Here is a 17036-nt window from a genome sequence, read left to right as displayed (position 1 = left end):
AGACGGCGTTACCCGGTTCAAAGGGGGAAGTTCCCATGTGGGTCGACGAGAGTGGCGGCAGCGACACCGATGCCGCCGGCACCGAGGCGATGACCGTCCACGTCGACGGCCAGGAGTACCAGGCCGAAGTCAACTACGACGTGAACGAGGACGGCGTCAACGACACCGCGATCGTCGAGCACGACGACGGCACCTCCCAAGCCTTCATCGACACGAACCACGATGGTGAAGCCGACCAGTACGCCGTGCTGGACGAGACCGGGCACGTCGTCGAGCAGGCCGTCTACGACGAGGCCAGCGGCGAGTGGGTCGAGGCCTCCGGGGGCGGCCACGACGACTCCGGCACGAGCGGGCACGACGACACCTCCGGCGGCCACATCCACGCGGACATGCCGGACGGCGAGGTCGATGCGGGCGCCGCGACGATCGACACCGACCACGACGGCCACAACGACACCGCCATTGTCGAGACGAAGAGCGGCGGCACGATCGCCTTCACCGACAAGGACGGCGACGGCGAGGCCGACATCGCGGTGCAGACCGACGCGGACGGGACGACCACGACGTTCGAGCACAGCGGACCCGGCCAGTGGACCGAGGTCTCGAGTGGACTGCTGGACTCCGGCAGCGGCGAGCAGCTCGGCGACCCGGCCGACGACGCGGCCTGGGGCGCGGCCGGCACGCAGACCCTCGAAGGCGTCGCGCGGATCGACTCGGGCACGGGTCAGTGGATTTCGCCGAACTGAAGTAACCCACGTCACAGTTTGAAAGCCCGGTGCGCGAGCGCCGGGCTTTCTTCATGTCGAAAATGAAAACGAGCAGGTCACGGGTGTGAGTCGGCCCACCGCAAGATTTCGCCGAATACACCGATCCGGTGACGTCTGAATCGATTCCCTTATCGTTCTTGTGAGAGAACCTACACGTCAGCTCTCGGTTACTTGCCGGTCATGCGGCTACTCTCGGGGAATCCCCAATCACGCACACCGGTTCTCCAGCCGGTGTGCGAAGCCATTCGGTCGCCGGCAATGAAGCCCGCACCAGGACAGCGTCGTCCCGGTGCGGGCTTGTCTGTCGTCGGAAGTCAGGAGTAGAGATGACCGCAGTCGCCATCCCCGGACTGGACACCGCGCCGACGACGCACACTGGCGTGCTGTCCTTCGTCCGGGAGGTCGCCGAACTGACCACCCCGGACCGTGTGGTGTGGGTCGACGGGTCAGACGAAGAGGGCGCCCGGATCAACCAGGAGCTGGTCGAAGCCGGGACGTTCGTGCAGCTCAAGTCGAAGCCCAACTCCTTCTGGGCCACTTCCGACCCCAACGACGTCGCCCGCGTCGAAGACCGGACCTTCATCTGTTCGGAGCGTCCCGAGGACGCCGGTCCCACCAACAACTGGATGGACCCGGCCGAGATGAAGGCCACCATGACCGAGCTCTTCCGGGGCTCGATGCGCGGCCGCACGATGTACGTCATCCCCTTCTGCATGGGTCCCCTCGCCGACGAGAATCCCAAGCTGGGTATCGAAATCACCGATTTCGCCTACGTTGTCGCTTCGATGCGCGTGATGACCCGCGCGGGCAAAGCGGCCCTCGACAAGTTCGTCGCGCCGGATGGCAGCGAGCGTGAATTCGTGCCGGCTCTGCACTCCGTCGGCGCGCCGCTCGAGCCGGGCGAGAAGGACGTTTCCTGGCCCTGCAACACGACGAAGTACATTTCTCACTTCCCCGAGGAGCGCGCGATCTGGAGCTACGGCTCGGGATACGGCGGCAACTCCCTGCTGGGCAAGAAGTGCTACTCGCTGCGCATCGCTTCGGTGATGGCCCGCGACGAGGGCTGGCTCGCCGAGCACATGCTGATCCTCAAGCTGATCTCGCCCGAGGACAAGGTCCACTACGTCGCGGCCGCGTTCCCGAGCGCCTGCGGCAAGACCAACCTGGCCATGCTGCAGCCGACCATCCCGGGCTGGCGCGCCGAGACCCTCGGTGACGACATCGCCTGGATGCGCTTCGGCGAGGACGGCCGCCTGTACGCGGTCAACCCCGAGTTCGGCTTCTTCGGCGTCGCGCCGGGCACCGACTGGCACACCAACCCGAACGCGATGCGCACGATCGAGAAGGGCAACACGGTCTTCACGAACGTCGCCCTGACCGACGACGGCGACATCTGGTGGGAGGGCATGGAGAACAAGCCCGCCCACGCGACGTCGTGGAAGGGCCAGGACTGGACGCCGGAGTCCGGCGAGAAGGCCGCCCACCCGAACTCGCGCTACTGCACGCCGATGTCGCAGTGCCCGATCCTCGCCGACGAGTGGGACGACCCGAAGGGCGTGCCGATCTCGGCGATCCTGTTCGGCGGCCGTCGCAAGACGACGGTGCCGCTGGTCAACGAGGCCCGCGACTGGCAGCACGGCGTGTTCATGGGCGCCACCATGTCGTCGGAGACGACGGCCGCGGCCGCCGGTGCCGTGGGCAACGTGCGCCGCGACCCGATGGCGATGCTGCCGTTCCTCGGCTACCACGCCGGTGACTACTTCAAGCACTGGCTGAACCTGGGCAAGAACGCCGACGCGAACAAGCTGCCGAAGATCTTCTACGTCAACTGGTTCCGCCGCGGCGACGACGGCCGCTTCCTGTGGCCGGGCTTCGGCGAGAACTCGCGGATCCTCAAGTGGGTCATCGAGCGCGTCGAAGGCAAGGGCAACGCCGTCGAGACGCCGATCGGGTTCGTGCCGAAGGCCGAGGACCTCGACACCGAGGGCCTGACCGAGCCGATCGAGGACATCCAGGCCGCCCTGGACGTCAAGCCCGAGGAGTGGCGCGAAGAGCTGCCGCTGATCGAGGAGTGGTTCCAGAAGATCGGCGAGGTCCCGACCTCGCTGCGGGACGAGCTCGACGCGCTGGCCCAGCGCCTGAGCTGAGCTTCGTGACACGAGAAGGGGACGTCCTGCGGGACGTCCCCTTCTTGTAGGTTCGCGCCATGAGACCGTTCCGCTTCGGAGTGGCGCTGGTGGCGCCCGGCTCGCGGGCCGAGTGGGTGGCGAAGTGCCGTCAGGCCGAGGACCTCGGCTACGACGTCGTCGGCGTGGTCGACCACCTCGGGCGGGTCGCGCCCGTGCCGGCGCTGCTGCTCGCCGCCGAGGCCACCGAGCGGGTCCGGCTGAACACCTTCGTGCTCAACGCGAGCTTCCACAACCCGGTGCTGCTGGCCCGCGACCTCGCCGGGCTCGACGAGTTCACCGGCGGCCGGCTCGAGGTCGGGATCGGCGCCGGGTACGTCCGCGCGGAGTTCGAGGCCGCCGGGATCGCGTGGGGCACGCCGGGGCAGCGGTTCGAGCGGGTCGTCCGCGCGGTCACCGAGCTCGAGCGCGCGTACGAGTCCCGCCCCCGCCCGCCGCTGCTGCTCGGCGGCCGCGGCGATCGCATGCTGACCTTCGCGGCCGAGCACGCCGACACGATCGCTTTCACCGGCACCGCGCCCGGCGCGGCCGAGGGGCGGCTGGCCCTCGCCGGCCCGGCCGCGCTCGCCGAGCGCGTCGGCTTCGTGAAACGGGCGCTCGGCGGCCGGGACGCCGAGCTCAACCTGCTGATCCACTTCATCCGGATCACCGGCGACCGGCGGGCGGCGCTCGACGCGGCCCACCGGCTCGTGCCGCACCTGAGCGCCGGCGAGCTCGGCGAGCTGCCCACGGTGGTCATCGGTTCGGCGGAAGCGGCGGCCGAGCAGCTGCTGCGCACGCGGGAGACCCACGGCGTCAGCTACTTCACGGTGATCGAAGAGGACCTGACCAGGCTCGCCCCGGTGATCGAAAAGCTCCGCTGAGTACCGTGTTCGTATGACTGGGGATTTCCGCTTCGGCGTCAACATGGTCGTGCCGGACAGCCGTGCCGCGTGGGTCGAGAAGTGCCGCAAGGTCGAGGACCTCGGCTACGACGTGCTGTCCGCGGCCGATCACCTCGGCATGGCGCCGCCGTTCCCGGCGCTCGTGCTCGCCGGTGAGGTCACTTCGCGCGTCAAGCTGAACACCTTCGTGCTCAACGCGCCCTTCTACAACCCGACACTGCTCGCGCGCGAGGTCACGGGCACCGACCAGTTCACCGAAGGCCGCTTGGAGCTGGGGCTCGGCGCCGGGTACGTCAAGGAAGAGTTCGAAGCGGCCGGGATGCCGTTCCCGTCCGCGCGCGAGCGCGTCGACCACCTCGAGCGGACGATCACCGAGCTCGAGCGGCGCTACGCCGATCCCGAGCACAAGCCGGCGCCGGTGCGTCCCGAGGGGCCGCCGCTCCTGCTCGCCGGCCGCGGTGACCGCATCCTGACCCTCGCCGCCGAGCACGCCGACATCATCGGGTTCACCGGCACGGCCAAGACGCCGGACGGCGGCGCCCTGACCCCGGCGAGCGCGGAGGACATCGAGGAACGCGTCAAGTTCGTGCGGTCGAAGCTCGGTGCCCGCGACGCCGAGTTCAACCTGCTCTGCCACTTCGTCCACATCACCGACGACCGCGCGGCGGCGCTCGAAGAGCTGGCGAAGGCGACGAAGGGCGTGCTCAGCGTCGACCAGCTCGCGGCGGTGCCGACCGCGCTGATCGGCTCGCCCGCGGAGGTCGCCGAGCAGCTCCACGCGCACCGCGAGCGGTTCGGCTTGACGTACTACACCGTCCTGGAGCAGAACATGGAGCAGTTCGCCCCGGTGCTCGAAGCACTCCGATGATCGACGCGAAGGGCATCGGCGTCCGGGCCGGCGAACTGTGGCTGTTCGACGACCTGGACTTCTCCGTCGACCCCGGCGAGTGCGCCGCGATCGTCGGGCCGAACGGTGTCGGCAAGTCGACTCTGATGCGCTGCTTCTACGGCATGCAGAAGCCGCAGCGGGGCCGCGTGCTCGTGGACGGCAAGGTGCCGGACGAGCGGGACGTCGGGTTCCGCCGCAAGGTGTCCGTGCTGTTCGACGACTCCGACTTCTTCGCGGAGCTGACGCCGATGCAGCACCTCGAGCTCCTGTCCGGCACGTTCGGCGCCGACCTCGGTGACCACGAGGAGCTGCTGCGGGACGCGGGCCTGGGGGAACGCATGCGCGTCACGTCCGGGCACTTCTCCGCGGGCCAGCGGCGCCGGCTGCTCCTGCTCGGTGTCACCGCGCGCCCGCACCGGGTGCTGCTGCTCGACGAGCCGGAGCGCGCGCTCGACACCGCGGGCAAGGAGTGGCTGGTCGAGGTGATCGCCCGGTCGACGGCGGCCGGCGCGGCGGTCGTGGTGGCCACGCACCACCCGCCGCTGCTCGAAGCCGCGGACAGCGTCCTAGAACTGTGGTGACGCTGGCGCCTCGCCGGATGCGGATCCCGGGCCGCAAGCGGTTCGGCGGGATCTTCAGCGGCGACACGGCTTCGTTCGTCTTCCTCTTCGGCTTCGGGTTCCTCTTCACCGCGTTCTTCCACGTCGACGCGTGGCGCCAGGCCGTCTACGGCTCGTCCCACGTGGACTTCCCGGCCGTGCTCGGCCTGCTCACGCTCTGCTGCGCGGTCGGCTGGCGCGGCCTGCTGCGCCGCGGGTTCGTGTGGGTCGAGCCGGCCGAGCTGACCTGGCTCGACTTCGCGCCGGTCGACCGCGGCCGCGTCGTCACGCTGCGGTTGCTCGGTGCCTGGACCGGCGTCGTGGCGGTGACGGGTTACCTGGCCGCGCTGATGCTCGCCGTCGGCGGGGCCGGGCTCGACCAGTGGCGCGCGGGCATCGCCGTCGTCGCCGCGACCGCGGTGGTCGCGTTCGCTTCGGCGCGACGGACGTCGTTGCGGTTCGACGCGGCCGGCCCGCTGGCGCTCGCGGTGCTCGGGCTGGTGATCGCCGCGCTCGGCCTCGGCCCGGTGACCGTGCAGTTCGTCGCCGCCGGCGTGCTGGTCGCGGCACTGCCGCTGGCGTTCGGCGGCGAGCCGGTGCCGCGCGCGGGCCGGTCTGCGCTGCTCGCCGGGTGGGACGGCCGGGTGCTGCGCTCGGTCGCCGTCACCTTCCTCGACCCGATGATGCTGCTCCCGCCGTCCGCACCGATCGGTCTGTCCCTGCGGCCGCCGACTCCGTTGCGGCTGGCGGTGGCGGGCACGCTCGGCCGGTCTCGCTACGCGGGGGCGGCGGTGCTGGTCGGTTTCGCGGTGGTCGTCGCGCACATCGCGTTACCGACCTTGCCGGGCGCGGTCCTGGCCGGCCTCGGCGCGTACGTGGCGCTGACGCCGTTCGGCGCCGGGCTCGGCGAGCTGTGGCGGAACCCGGGCCGCCGCCGCTGGCTGGGGTCGTCGAACCGCGAGCTGGTGCTGGCGCACGGCGTGGTGCTCGCCGTCGCGGGCTTGCTCTGGGCAGGCGTGCTCGCCGTGGTCACCCTCGCGGGTGGGACGTCGTTCGGCCCGGGCACCTGGCTCGCCGTGCCGCTGGCGGTGCTGTCGATCCTGCGCACGGTCACGCGAACGGCCGTCGACTACGCCAATCCGGGCTTCATCGACACCCCGATGGGGCCGATGCCCGCCAACCTGACCCGGCAGCTCTTCCGGGGTCCGGACCTGCTCGCCGTCGGCATCGTCGTGCTCGCGGCGGCCATTTGACCTACGCTCGTTGCGACGAAGGGAGCACCCGTGGGAGGCGGACACGCACCGGGCGTCGGGCAGCGGGCGACGAGTGAGTTCCCGCCCGGCTGGAGCAACGAGCACATCATCTCGGTCGTCAAGGACGTCGCGAACGACCCGAGTGAGGCCCGCTGGCAGCAGCCGAACGGCCGGTGGCGCTGCGCGGGCGAGCGGTTCAACGTGCACCTGATCGTGCTGGTCGAGGAGAACGGCCACGTCCACACGGCCTACCCGGTGGCGGGCCCCGGCGTGGTCCGCAACCCCGACGCGGCCCGCGACCCGGCGAACCCGACGGTGGCGGACCTCCAGGAGAACCGGATCAGCTTCTTCGCCGACAGCGTGCTCACGAGTCTCGCGGATCGGCTGTCCCCGGAGGAGTACACCCACTACCGGACGCTCTTGTGGTCCGGCGAGTGGGAAGAGCTGGCCGACGTCCTGTCAGCCCACGCGGTCAAGCGGGGGTTCGGGTTCTCCTCGGACGAGTTCTCCGACTTCGAGAAGCTGCTGAACAGCTACGACCTGCCGGTCGCGGGCTGCGCGTTCCTCAACGACCGCGAGCATGTCCTGCCCCGGCTGCGCCCGCGCTAACTCGCCTGGGAAAGCGGTGGTGAGCCCGACGGCGCCACCGCGGCCCGCAGGTCCTCCAGCGGCAGCCCGACGGCGTCCGCGATCGCCGCGACCGTGAAGAAGGCCGGGGTCGGAATCCGCCCGGTCTCGATCTTCCGCAGCGTCTCGACCGAGATTCCGGCCTCGCCGGCGACGTCGACCATGCTCCGACCGGCCCGGGCCGCCCGCAACGCCTGGCCGAGGCGTTCGCCCCGTTCGCGCTCTTCGCTCGTCAGCGGTACCCGCACCATGGCGCCGATTCTAATACCACCTGAGTTATCCACTGCCTGTGGACAACTCTGTGCACAGGTCGGCAAAGGGCCCCGCCGGACCGAAGTCCGACGGGGCCCCACAACACCTAGTGGCTTCAGGCTCCCGGAGGCACCGGAAGTGCCACACCGGGCAGGCTCTGGTCGTTCGGCACGACGCCGTCGACCAGGTAGGCCTCCACGACCTTGTCCACACCCGCGTTGCCGCCGGCGTAGATGCCGTGGTCACCCTCGCCGGTGATCGTCAGCATCCGCGAACCCGCGAACGCCTTGTGCGCGCGCCGCGCGCCCTCGATCGGCGTCGCCGGGTCGTGCTCCGACTCGACGATCAGCACCGGCGGGACACCCTTGCCGTCCAGCACGGGCAGCGGCGCCGGGGTCTTCTTCCAGAACAGGCACGGCTGGATGAACCAGCCGGCGCCCAGCAGCGGCTGCTGCTTGTCGATCAGCTTCTGCGAGTCCTTGATCGCGCTGTTGACGGTGCCGGTCCACGGACCCTCGTTGCACGGGATGGTCCAGAACGACGCGTCGTAGGAGTCACCGTCGCTCGGCACCATCAGCGGCTGCGCGCCGGAGGTGTCGGTGCTCTTGTCGGCGGCCTTGACCTTCTGCGCGGCCGACGTCTTGGCCTGCGCCGACGCAGTGCCCTGGGTCAGCGTGCGGACGCTGACCAGGTAGTCGGCCAGGCCCGGGAAGGACCGCTTCGAGTAGATGCTCGACGCGATGAAGGCGTCGAGGCCGTTGGCCGACACGCTCGAACCGTCGGGCAGGGTGACCGCGCCCTGGGTCAGGACGTAGCGGACCTGCTCGTAGGTCTGGCGGGCCGCCTCGCCGGTGGTGCCGAAGTGGTAGAGCTTGTCGTACTTCGCCATCCACGGGAGGAAGTCCTGCCGCCAGCGGCGCTCGAAGCCGAGCGGCTGCCAGTCGAACGACTTCTGCCAGGTCGTCGTGAACTCCGTCGAGGAGTCGAGCACGAACCGGCCGGTGCGGGTGGGGTAGGCCTGCGCGTAGTGCGCGCCCATCCAGGTGCCCGCCGAGTAGCCGACCCAGTTGATCTTGTCGCGGCCGAGCAGCGCGCGCAGCAGGTCGATGTCCTTGACCGTCTGGTCGGTGTTGATCAGCGGGCCCAGCTCGCCGGACTTCTGCTGGCAGGACAGCGCCGCGTACTTCGTCGCCTGGACGATCAGGTTCAGGTTCTGGCGGTCGCGGTCACGCGGGTCCAGGTCCGAGCCGGTGCCGATGGCCCCGCCGCACGTGATGTTCGTGCTCTTGCCGGTACCGCGCGGGTCGAACCCGACGATCTCCTGGTGCTCCCGCAGCTTCGGCTGGTTGCGCAGCCGGGCCGGGAAGTTGCGGCCGGGTGCGCCCGGGCCGCCGGGGTTGGTGACGACGCTGGCCGTCGCGTCCTTGGTCGCCTTCAGCCGGCTGACCGCGATGGTCAGGTCGATCTGGGCGTTCGCCTGGTACCAGTTGCGCGGCGTCTTGTAGGTCGCGCACTCCATGTCCTCGGCGCCCGCGGGCGGGGCCGTCGGCAGCTCGGAGGGGACGGCGCACTTGTGCCAATCCAGCTTCTGGTTCGCGTACTGCGCCGGGATGTTCGTGGAGTTCAGCGGCTGCTTGCCGGCCGCGACCTCCTGGCCTGCGAAGGCCGGCGTGAACCCGGCCAGCAGGGTGCCGGCGATCGCCGGGATCACCACCGCGTAGCGGAGTCGTGTCATACGGTTGCCCCTTATCGGGTTTTCGCGTGCGGAGTCCGGCTATTGATATAGGCCGGGTGGGGGCGGGGCAACCGACGTTGGTCGGCAACGCGGTGCGTGGCGATCAAATCGATATCGGACAGACGTGACGTCCTGTCAGCCAGGTTCTAAGGTCAGGCGGTCGGTTACGGGAGTGTTAGGTGAGGTCCGATGTCGACTGAGAAGCACGACGGGAAGGTGCGCGGGTTGCAGTTCAGCCCGTGGAACCTGCTCCTGATCGTCCCGCTGCTCGTCCTGGTCACGCCACTGTTCAACATGGACGGTCCACGGCTGTTCGGGATGCCGTTCTTCTACTGGTTCCAGTTCCTCTTCGTCGCGATCGGGGTGCTCAGCACCTGGATCGTCTACATGATGACGCGGGACAAGCCGACGGGCGACGCCCCGGACAAGCTGAGCGTCGAGGACCTGGACGAGGGGGACGCTCGATGAGCAACCTGCAGTGGCCCGAACTGATCATCTTCACGATCCTGTTCGCGCTGGTCACCGTCCTCGGGTTCATGGCGGCGCGCTGGCAGCGCGGTGGCGGGCTGGACCACCTGGACGAATGGGGCCTCGGCGGCCGCAAGTTCGGCTCGTGGATCACGTGGTTCCTGCTCGGTGGCGACCTCTACACGGCGTACACGTTCGTCGCGGTGCCCGCGCTGGTGTTCAGCGCCGGCGCACTCGGCCTGTACGCGCTGCCGTACACGATCGTCGTCTACCCGATCGTGTTGCTCCCGGCGCTGCGGATGTGGTCGGTCTCGCGGGTCCGCGGTTACGTGACCCCGGCCGACTTCGTGCGCGGGCGCTTCGGCTCCCCGATCCTCGCGCTGCTGGTGGCGATCACCGGCATCGTCGCGACGATGCCGTACATCGCGCTGCAGCTGGTCGGCCTCGAAGCCGTGCTGCGGACGATGGGCATCAACGGCTCCGGCTTCGTCGGGCACCTGCCGCTGCTGATCGCCTTCGTGATCCTGGCCTTCTACACCTATCAGTCCGGCCTGCGGGCGCCTGCGCTGATCGCGTTCGTCAAGGACATCCTGATCTACATCGTCATCCTCGTGGCGATCATCTACCTGCCCTCGAAGCTGGGCGGCTGGTCGCACATCTTCGACACGGCGGCGAAGAAGCTCGGCACGCCGAACCCGGCCACCGGCAAGCCGGCCGGGTCGATCCTGCTGACGGCCAACAACCAGCTGCAGTACGCGACGCTGGCGCTGGGTTCGGCGCTGGCGCTGTTCCTCTACCCGCACTCGCTGACCAGCGTGCTGGCCTCGCGCGGGCGCAGCGTCATCAAGCGGAACATGGTCGCGCTGCCGGCGTACTCGCTGGTGCTGGGCCTGCTGGCGCTGCTGGGGTACGTGGCGATCACGGCGGGCGTCAAGCCGCTGACGAACGCGGCGACCGGCAAGCCGGACACCAACACGATCGTCCCGGTGCTGTTCGACACCCAGTTCTCGTCGTGGTTCGCCGGCATCGCGTTCGCCGCGATCGGCATCGGCGCGCTGGTGCCGGCCGCGATCATGTCGATCGCCGCGGCCAACCTGTGGACCCGCAACATCTACAAGGAGTACATCCGGAAGGACGCCACTCCACAGCAGGAAGCGAAGCAGGCGAAGCTCGCTTCGCTGGTCGTGAAGCTCGGCGCGGTCGCGGCGATCATCCTGCTCGACCTGCAGTACGCCATCGACCTGCAGCTCATCGGCGGCGTGCTGATCCTGCAGACGCTGCCGGCCGTGGCGCTCTCGCTCTACACGCGCTGGTTCCACCGCTGGGGCCTGATCGCGGGCTGGGTCGTCGGCATCGGCTGGGGCCTGATCATGCTCTACGGGATTCCCGGGGCCGGCGGCAAGCAGCACTTCGGCGGCTCCGCGCTGCCGCTGGGCAACCTGTCGATCCTCGGCTGGCACCCGTTCTCGGGTTCCCAGGTCCAGATCTACGTCGGCTTCGTCGCCCTGATCGCCAACCTGCTGGTCGCCGTGATCGTCACGGTGATCGCCCGCCGGATGAAGGTCTTCAACGGCACCGACGACACCAACGCCGAGGACTACCACGCCGACGAGAACGACAAGGACCTGCGCCCCATCGGTGCCCACTAAGTCCACTAAGGACGGTTCCGGAGCACCAGCGTCCGCGAGACGAGGTAGAGCACCAGCCCGTTGAGCAGGTGCCAGAGGAAGTGCGTACCGACCGCGACGTAGTCGCATACGTCCCGGTCGAGCGCGCGCAGGCTCAGCGAGAGCGCGAAGACCGCACCCGCGACGGCGAAGTGCGTCCAGTAGGCGTCGCGCTCGAAGGCCAGCAACGCGGCGAAGATCCCGAGCCCGATCAGCGCGGAGAGGTAGAGGCCCCCGCCGAGCAGCGCGGTGACCACGGTGAGCGCGAGAAACGCGGGCGCGGCGAGCCAGGCCAGCCGCCAGCGGTAGAAGACGTGCACGAACAACGCGGCGTACACCAGCATGAAAACCAGAATGCTGACCGAGTCCGCGGTAGCCGCCCAGCGCGTTGCGACCAGGTGAAAGACACTGCTGGCCACGAAGACGAGCCCGATCAGCCCGGCCAGCAGCCGTCCGAGACGGTCCCCCGCGGCCAGCCGCCAAACCAGCACGGCGGCAACGAGAAAAGCGAGATTGCTGAGACTGTTGAGCGGCTCACCCCAGAGCCCGGGCCCAACGCGTTCGCAGTACCCGTCGACGTAGTCCGTCACGCTGACAGCCAACCACGGCTAGCGTGCAGGACATGAGCGACGCGGTGAGCCGGTTCCCGATCACGGAACTCGAAGACCTGCCCGAAGACCTCCGCAACCGAGTCGGTGTGATCGCCGAGAAGTCCGGGTTCACGCCGAACATCTTCCGCGCCCTCGGGCACCGCCCCGCCGAGCTGCGGGCCTTCCTCGACTACCACGACGCCCTCATGGAGCGCTCCGATGGCCTGAGCAAGGCCGAACGCGAACTCGTCGTCGTCGCGACGTCCGGGGCCAACCACTGCACCTACTGCGTCGTCGCGCACGGGGCCATCCTGCGCATCCGCGCCAAGGACCCCGAGCTCGCCGATCGCGTGTCGAGCAACCCGTGGCAGGTCGAGCTGGACGAGCGCGGCCGCGCCATCGTCGACCTCGCGCTCGCCCTCGCGCAGGACTCCGCGTTGTTCGGCGAAGGCGACCTCGAAGCCGCGCGCGACGCAGGCCTGACCGATGACGAAATCTGGGACGTCGGCGCCATCACGGCGTTGTTCGCGATGTCGAACCGGCTCGCGCACCTGACCGCGCTGCGCCCGAACCCGGAGTTCTACCTGCTCGGCCGGACGCCGCGTTAGAACTCCAGGCGCCAGGTCTCGTCGGTCAGCTTCGGGCCCCAGCTGTCGAAATCCTCTTCGCCGACGAGCTCGAACCCGGCCGCGCGGTAGATCGAGCGCGCCGCGATGAGGATCGAGACCGTCGACAGCTCCATCGCCCGGTAGCCGTGCGCCTTCGCGAAGGAGACGCACTCGGTCACCAGCCGCTTGCCGACGCCGTGGCCCCGGGCCGACGGCTCGAGCAGCAGCAGCCGCAGCTTCGCGGTGTCCGCGTCCTTCCCGCGGGTGCACCCGATGCCGCCGACGCGCTCGCCGTCGAGCTCGGCGATCCAGAACGCCTGGCGCGGGTCGGCGCGGGTCTCGACGAAGTCCGCGACGATCCGCGCGACAAGGCCCTCGAACCGGTCGTCGAAGCCGTACTCGCGGCCGTAGAGCGCGCCGTGGCGTTCCACCACCCATCCGAGGTCACCCGGTCGTGGCGGACGCAGGACGAGGACCGGATCGCGACGGCGCTCGCCGACCAGGTCGCCGATCGTCCGCATCGCGGCCAGCAGGCGCTCCTGGTCTTCGTCGGCGAAGCGGCGCAGCAACCCGCCGATCTGCTCGGTGGAGCGGCGGTTGAGGACGGCGAACGCGTCGCGGCCGGCCGCCGTCGGGCGCACCAGCTGGCGGCGGGCGTCCTCATCGGAACGGGTGCGCGAGATCAGCCCGCGCGACTCGAGGCGGGCGAGCAGCCTGCTGGCGTAGCCCGCGTCGAGGTCGAGGTGCTTGCGCAGGTCGGTCACCGGCAGCGGGTCCTGGTGGGCGAGCTCGAAGAGCACGCGGGCTTCCGGCAGCGAGTACTCGGCGTCCGCCGGTCCTTCGTCGAGCACGCCGATCACTCCGGTGTAGAGCCGGTTGAACGCGCGGACCTCGGCCACCCGATCGTTGTTCATTGACCACCTCAACAAACTCGTTGACGAAGTCAAAGAATACTGCGGAAGCCGGCGACGGCAAGTGGAATTTCGTACCCCGGACATGGGAAACCCCGCGATGCTGCCAGGTCGGGGGTCCGCCAGCATCACGGGGTCGTAGGGGGTATCGACGCCACTTTGTGTGGCGTTACAGCCTCAGCACTTTGTGGCATAGGTCACTCGAATGGGCGACCGCCACAGGGTGAGGCGGCGGGGCTCAGCGCATGTAGCCCGTGCGAGCCTGCGCGATCGCGATGAGTTCCTGACGGACCGTCGCGGTCGCGGCGGTGTCGATCGCCCGGTTCAGCGCCCGGCGAGTGCGAACCTCAGCGCGACGGGCACGGAGCTTGGCGGCGATGTTGTTCATCGGTTTTGCATCCCCTTCGGAGGGTCTCGGTGGCTTGTGCCTCTAGTATGCACCTTTTTTCACAAGGATTCCAACGAATATCCGGTGACTTGGCACACTCGCCGATGAATCATCGGCAAACTTGGGTATGTGCCGGAGAGATCGAGGGTGGCCGCGGTCACGTCGAAGCAACCCGCTATAGCTCTCTACATGAATATAGCGATTTTCCGATAAAGACTTAGGGACGCTCATAGAGCGCGAGAAGACCGGAAAAGCCCAGGTCAGTCGCGTCCGAGCAGGTAGTGGCCGAAGTGCGGCACGGTGAAGGCGATCTGGCCCCGCTCAGCGGAGAACACGAGGCCCTTCTTCATCAGGCTGTCGCGGGCCGGCGACAGCGACGACGGCTTCCGCCCGAGGAACACGGCGACGTCGGCGGTGCCGGCGGGCTCGTCGCGGCCCTGGGTCAGCTCGGCCATCGCCTGCAGGTACTCCCGCTCGGCCGGCGTCGCCCGGTCGTAGCGCGAGCCGAAGAAGCCGACCGCCAGCTCCGACTCAGCTTCGGGCGCGGCGACCTGGACGTCCTTGACCGTGATCGGGTCGGACGGCGCCGCGTCCCAGGCCGCCTTGCCGTAGGCCTGGATGAAGTACGGGTAGCCGCCGGACGCGTCGAAGAGGGCGTCGAGCGCTTCCGGCTCGATGCCGGCGTCCTCGCGCTCGATCGGCGCCATCACCGCGTAGTCGGCGTCCGCGCGGTCGAGCCGGTCGATCCGCGCGTACCGGAAGAGCCGCTCGGAATAGGACTTCGACGCCGAGAGCACGGCGGGCACGTGCGGCAGCCCGGCACCGACGACGACGAGCGGCGCGCCCGACTGCGAGAGCTCGTGGCAGGCCGCGCACAACGCGGAGACGTCGTCGGGCTGCAGGTCCTGGATCTCGTCGATGAGCAGCGCGACGCCGGTCCCGACGTCCGCGGCCAGCTCGGCGACGTCGGTGAACAGCTCGACGAGGTCGATCTCGATGTCCCCGGAGTCCGCGCGGCCCTGGGCGGCGGGCACGTCGATGCCGGGCTGCCAGCGGTCGCGCAGCTTCGCGTCGGCTTTGTTGGCCCGCAGCGCGAAGGCCTTGAGCACGCCCAGTACCTCTTCGACCCGGTCCGGCGCGCGGTGCCGCACGGCGAGGTCCCGGATGGCCCGGTGCAGCGCGGCGGACAGCGGCCGCCGCAGCTCGGCGTCCGGCCGCGCCTCGATCTTCCCGGCACCCCACTTGTGCCGCACGGCCATCGCGCGCAGCTCCCCGAGCAGCACGGTCTTGCCGACCCCGCGCAGCCCGGTCAGGACGAGACTGCGTTCGGGTCTCCCCCGGGAAACCCGTTCGAGCACCACTTCGAACGCCTTGAGCTCACGCTCGCGCCCGGCCAGCTCAGGCGGCCGTTGCCCGGCGCCCGGCGCGAAGGGGTTGCGGATGGGGTCCACTCTGCCAAGTTATCGACGTATCTAGCGCGAGCCCGATAATCGGCCATAGACGCCTAGGCGTGTCGTCGAGGTTCGACCGGATGGCCGTACATAGAGACGAACAGGTCTGCAGCCCTGCTCGTCTCTACCCCCAGCGCGCACTACGACGCCGCGCTAGCCGGTCAGGTTCCGTTCCGCGTAGATCTTCATCGCGTCGCGGACGAATTCCGCGGCCGGGCCTTCGAACCCGTAGCGCGGGTCGTCGACGTACAGCTGACCCAAGCCCGCGAAGTACCCCGCGGACACCGACGACACCGCCGGCCGCAGCCAAGCGTGCAGCCGCCGCGCGATCGCCTGGACGTCGTCGGCGTCGGCCGCGAGCCCGGTCGAGTGGGCCGACCCGAACGCCGCGGCGATGTCCCGCTGCTCCTGCTGGTGGGCCTTCTTCTCGTCGGCCGTCAGCGAGCTCCACCACTGGTCACCGCGCCGGTACGCGTCGGCGCCCCAGCGCTCGGTGACTTCCTTCTCGTAGCGAGTGTGGTCGAAGCCGTCCAAGACTTCTTCTGCCATCAGTCGTTCACCTCCCTTCAGTTTCCGTAGCGTGGTCCGGACCGAAGCGATCTGCCGTCCGATCCGCTGCCGCTCCTGTTCGAGCAGCTCCAGGTGGGTCTCGAGCGCCGCGACGCGGTCGCGTTGCCCGTCCAGGACCTCCGCGATGGCCGGCAGCCCGAGGCCGAGTTCGCGCAGCAACAGGATCCGCTGCAGCCGGACGAGCGCCTGCTCGTCGTAGTAGCGGTAGCCGTTGCTGCCGACGCGGCTGGGCTCGAGCAGCCCGACCGTGCCGTAGTGGCGCAGCGTCCGGCTCGTGGTCCCGGCCGAGCGGGCGATGTCCTGGATCGACCACTCCATGAGCGGAACGATAGAAGTTGACGCTGCGTCAAGGTCAATCGCTAAAGCTTTCTAGTGCTCTCTAGCAACCCAGCGATATTCGCGCAGAAACCCCGATGAGGATTCGACGACGGGACGAGCGGGCACCCAAGCGGTAGGTTCGACCAGGCAGCGGCCCGTACGAGGAAGGCAACGACCGTGATACTCCGTCGAGTGGCACGTCCCCTGCTCGCCACGATCTTCGTGACCGGCGGGATCAATGCGTTGAGGCACGCGGAGGGGCACGCGAAAGCGGCGGAACCGTTCCTCAACGGCGCGTTCGAGAAGGTCGGTGACGTCGTCCCGGAGCAGGTGCCGCGCGACCCGGTGACCCTCGTCCGCATCGACGCCGCCGTGAAGATCGGTGCCGGCCTCGCCCTCGCGTCCGGCAAGGCGCCGCGGCTCGCGGCCGGACTCCTGCTCGGCAGCCTGGTGCCGACGACGCTCGCGGCGCACAGCTTCTGGACCATCAAGGACCCGGGCGAACGCCAGAAGCAGCAGATCCAGTTCTTCAAGAACGCGAGCGTGGCCGGTGGCCTGCTGCTCGCGGTCGGCGACACGCACGGAAAGCCGTCCGCGGCTTGGCGCGCGCGTCACGCCGCGAAGGACGTCGGCGCCGCCGCCGGGAAGCTGAGCCGCAAGGCCGAGAAGCGCGCGAACAAGCTCGCGAAGCGGGCCCAGAAGGCGCTCCCCAGCTGACCCAGAAGTGGGGGGGGGGGGGGGGGGGGGGGGGGGGGGGGGGGGGGGGGGGGGGGGGGGGGGCGGGGGGGGGGGGCGGGGCGCCGCGCCCGCCGCTGCCCGGCCGGTCCGGCGACTTCCTGGTGCTCGACGGCGCTTCCGTGGCGGAAGACGCCC

At 69.5% G+C, this 17036-nt stretch carries 18 protein-coding genes; 11 read left to right on the top strand and 7 right to left on the bottom strand.

Annotated features, from left to right (window positions below):
- Positions 1–35 precede the first annotated feature (35 nt).
- From QQ657_RS53505 to QQ657_RS53475, 7 genes are all read left to right on the top strand, one after another.
- Entirely contained in the window at positions 36–746 is a 711-nt protein-coding gene (locus tag QQ657_RS53505) for a hypothetical protein (protein WP_284750188.1), read from the top strand.
- A gap of 347 nt (positions 747–1093) precedes the next feature.
- Positions 1094–2914 carry a phosphoenolpyruvate carboxykinase (GTP) gene (locus QQ657_RS53500; RefSeq protein WP_284750187.1) on the top strand — a complete coding sequence of 607 codons (1821 nt, stop codon included), beginning with the start codon at positions 1094–1096 and terminating at the stop codon, positions 2912–2914.
- Positions 2915–2973: 59 nt separating this feature from the next.
- The gene (locus QQ657_RS53495; protein ID WP_284750186.1) at positions 2974–3816 is read left to right on the top strand and encodes a TIGR03621 family F420-dependent LLM class oxidoreductase; all 843 of its coding nucleotides are present in this window, start codon (positions 2974–2976) and stop codon (positions 3814–3816) included.
- Between the two features lie 13 nt (positions 3817–3829).
- On the top strand, positions 3830–4705 hold the full coding sequence (locus tag QQ657_RS53490; RefSeq protein ID WP_284750185.1) for an LLM class F420-dependent oxidoreductase: 876 nt from the start codon (positions 3830–3832) through the stop codon (positions 4703–4705).
- The gene (locus QQ657_RS53485; RefSeq protein ID WP_284750184.1) at positions 4702–5307 is read left to right on the top strand and encodes an ABC transporter ATP-binding protein; all 606 of its coding nucleotides are present in this window, start codon (positions 4702–4704) and stop codon (positions 5305–5307) included. Before QQ657_RS53490 ends, QQ657_RS53485 begins: the two co-directional genes overlap by 4 nt.
- A complete protein-coding gene (locus QQ657_RS53480; protein WP_284750183.1) occupies positions 5301–6578 on the top strand; it encodes a DUF6297 family protein in 1278 nt (425 codons plus the stop codon). The genes QQ657_RS53485 and QQ657_RS53480 overlap by 7 nt, the downstream gene beginning before the upstream one ends.
- A gap of 30 nt (positions 6579–6608) precedes the next feature.
- On the top strand, positions 6609–7187 hold the full coding sequence (locus tag QQ657_RS53475; protein ID WP_284750182.1) for an EndoU domain-containing protein: 579 nt from the start codon (positions 6609–6611) through the stop codon (positions 7185–7187).
- On the opposite strand, the gene QQ657_RS53470 is transcribed toward QQ657_RS53475, so the two are convergent.
- Together QQ657_RS53470 and QQ657_RS53465 are read right to left on the bottom strand one after the other, a co-directional pair.
- Positions 7184–7456, bottom strand: a complete 273-nt coding sequence (locus QQ657_RS53470; RefSeq protein WP_284750181.1) for a helix-turn-helix transcriptional regulator — start codon at positions 7454–7456, stop codon at positions 7184–7186. The two genes, QQ657_RS53475 and QQ657_RS53470, sit on opposite strands and share 4 nt — an antisense overlap.
- 116 nt (positions 7457–7572) lie before the next feature.
- On the bottom strand, positions 7573–9192 hold the full coding sequence (locus QQ657_RS53465; protein ID WP_284750180.1) for an alpha/beta hydrolase: 1620 nt from the start codon (positions 9190–9192) through the stop codon (positions 7573–7575).
- A 189-nt stretch (positions 9193–9381) separates the two neighbouring features.
- Between QQ657_RS53465 and QQ657_RS53460 the strand changes: the two genes are divergently transcribed.
- Entirely contained in the window at positions 9382–9660 is a 279-nt protein-coding gene (locus QQ657_RS53460; RefSeq protein ID WP_284750179.1) for a DUF3311 domain-containing protein, read from the top strand.
- Positions 9657–11309 (top strand): monocarboxylate uptake permease MctP, encoded by a 1653-nt coding sequence (gene mctP / locus QQ657_RS53455; protein ID WP_284750178.1) that lies wholly within the window; start codon positions 9657–9659, stop codon positions 11307–11309. Before QQ657_RS53460 ends, mctP begins: the two co-directional genes overlap by 4 nt.
- A gap of 5 nt (positions 11310–11314) precedes the next feature.
- Here the strand turns inward: mctP and QQ657_RS53450 are convergent, their stop codons facing one another.
- The gene (locus QQ657_RS53450) at positions 11315–11917 is read right to left on the bottom strand and encodes a hypothetical protein (RefSeq protein ID WP_284750177.1); all 603 of its coding nucleotides are present in this window, start codon (positions 11915–11917) and stop codon (positions 11315–11317) included.
- Between the two features lie 32 nt (positions 11918–11949).
- On the opposite strand from QQ657_RS53450, the gene QQ657_RS53445 reads away from it, so the two are divergent.
- Positions 11950–12525 (top strand): peroxidase-related enzyme, encoded by a 576-nt coding sequence (locus QQ657_RS53445; RefSeq protein WP_284750176.1) that lies wholly within the window; start codon positions 11950–11952, stop codon positions 12523–12525.
- Here the strand turns inward: QQ657_RS53445 and QQ657_RS53440 are convergent.
- The 4 genes from QQ657_RS53440 to QQ657_RS53425 form a co-directional block, all read right to left on the bottom strand.
- Positions 12522–13439 carry a bifunctional helix-turn-helix transcriptional regulator/GNAT family N-acetyltransferase gene (locus tag QQ657_RS53440; protein ID WP_284750175.1) on the bottom strand — a complete coding sequence of 306 codons (918 nt, stop codon included), beginning with the start codon at positions 13437–13439 and terminating at the stop codon, positions 12522–12524. The genes QQ657_RS53445 and QQ657_RS53440 overlap by 4 nt on opposite strands.
- A 235-nt stretch (positions 13440–13674) precedes the next feature.
- The gene (locus tag QQ657_RS53435) at positions 13675–13824 is read right to left on the bottom strand and encodes a hypothetical protein (RefSeq protein WP_284750174.1); all 150 of its coding nucleotides are present in this window, start codon (positions 13822–13824) and stop codon (positions 13675–13677) included.
- Positions 13825–14084: 260 nt separating this feature from the next.
- Positions 14085–15275: an ATP-binding protein gene (locus QQ657_RS53430; protein ID WP_284750173.1), complete on the bottom strand. Its 1191-nt coding sequence runs from the start codon at positions 15273–15275 to the stop codon at positions 14085–14087.
- 153 nt (positions 15276–15428) lie between these two features.
- Positions 15429–16163, bottom strand: a complete 735-nt coding sequence (locus QQ657_RS53425; protein WP_284750172.1) for a MerR family transcriptional regulator — start codon at positions 16161–16163, stop codon at positions 15429–15431.
- Positions 16164–16340: 177 nt separating this feature from the next.
- On the opposite strand from QQ657_RS53425, the gene QQ657_RS53420 reads away from it, so the two are divergent.
- The gene (locus QQ657_RS53420; RefSeq protein ID WP_284750171.1) at positions 16341–16880 is read left to right on the top strand and encodes a DoxX family protein; all 540 of its coding nucleotides are present in this window, start codon (positions 16341–16343) and stop codon (positions 16878–16880) included.
- The last annotated feature ends 156 nt before the right edge of the window (positions 16881–17036 follow it).

This window comes from Amycolatopsis ponsaeliensis, from assembly GCF_030182635.1.
In the GTDB taxonomy this organism is placed as follows: Bacteria; Actinomycetota; Actinomycetes; order Mycobacteriales; family Pseudonocardiaceae; genus Amycolatopsis; species Amycolatopsis ponsaeliensis.
The sequence above is the reverse complement of the archived record's forward strand: the minus strand, read 5'-3'. Positions and strand labels throughout refer to the sequence as shown.

Excerpts from the sequence above, each read along its gene's own strand:
- QQ657_RS53490 (WP_284750185.1), top strand. The coding sequence starts at position 3,830 with ATGACTGGGGATTTCCGCTTCGGCGTCAACATGGTCGTGCCGGACAGC.
- QQ657_RS53465 (WP_284750180.1), bottom strand. The coding sequence starts at position 9,192 with ATGACACGACTCCGCTACGCGGTGGTGATCCCGGCGATCGCCGGCACC.
- QQ657_RS53495 (WP_284750186.1), top strand. The coding sequence starts at position 2,974 with ATGAGACCGTTCCGCTTCGGAGTGGCGCTGGTGGCGCCCGGCTCGCGG.
- QQ657_RS53485 (WP_284750184.1), top strand. The coding sequence starts at position 4,702 with ATGATCGACGCGAAGGGCATCGGCGTCCGGGCCGGCGAACTGTGGCTG.
- QQ657_RS53445 (WP_284750176.1), top strand. The coding sequence starts at position 11,950 with ATGAGCGACGCGGTGAGCCGGTTCCCGATCACGGAACTCGAAGACCTG.
- QQ657_RS53440 (WP_284750175.1), bottom strand. The coding sequence starts at position 13,439 with ATGAACAACGATCGGGTGGCCGAGGTCCGCGCGTTCAACCGGCTCTAC.
- QQ657_RS53460 (WP_284750179.1), top strand. The coding sequence starts at position 9,382 with ATGTCGACTGAGAAGCACGACGGGAAGGTGCGCGGGTTGCAGTTCAGC.
- mctP (WP_284750178.1), top strand. The coding sequence starts at position 9,657 with ATGAGCAACCTGCAGTGGCCCGAACTGATCATCTTCACGATCCTGTTC.
- QQ657_RS53425 (WP_284750172.1), bottom strand. The coding sequence starts at position 16,163 with ATGGAGTGGTCGATCCAGGACATCGCCCGCTCGGCCGGGACCACGAGC.
- QQ657_RS53435 (WP_284750174.1), bottom strand. The coding sequence starts at position 13,824 with ATGAACAACATCGCCGCCAAGCTCCGTGCCCGTCGCGCTGAGGTTCGC.
- QQ657_RS53505 (WP_284750188.1), top strand. The coding sequence starts at position 36 with ATGTGGGTCGACGAGAGTGGCGGCAGCGACACCGATGCCGCCGGCACC.
- QQ657_RS53470 (WP_284750181.1), bottom strand. The coding sequence starts at position 7,456 with ATGGTGCGGGTACCGCTGACGAGCGAAGAGCGCGAACGGGGCGAACGC.
- QQ657_RS53500 (WP_284750187.1), top strand. The coding sequence starts at position 1,094 with ATGACCGCAGTCGCCATCCCCGGACTGGACACCGCGCCGACGACGCAC.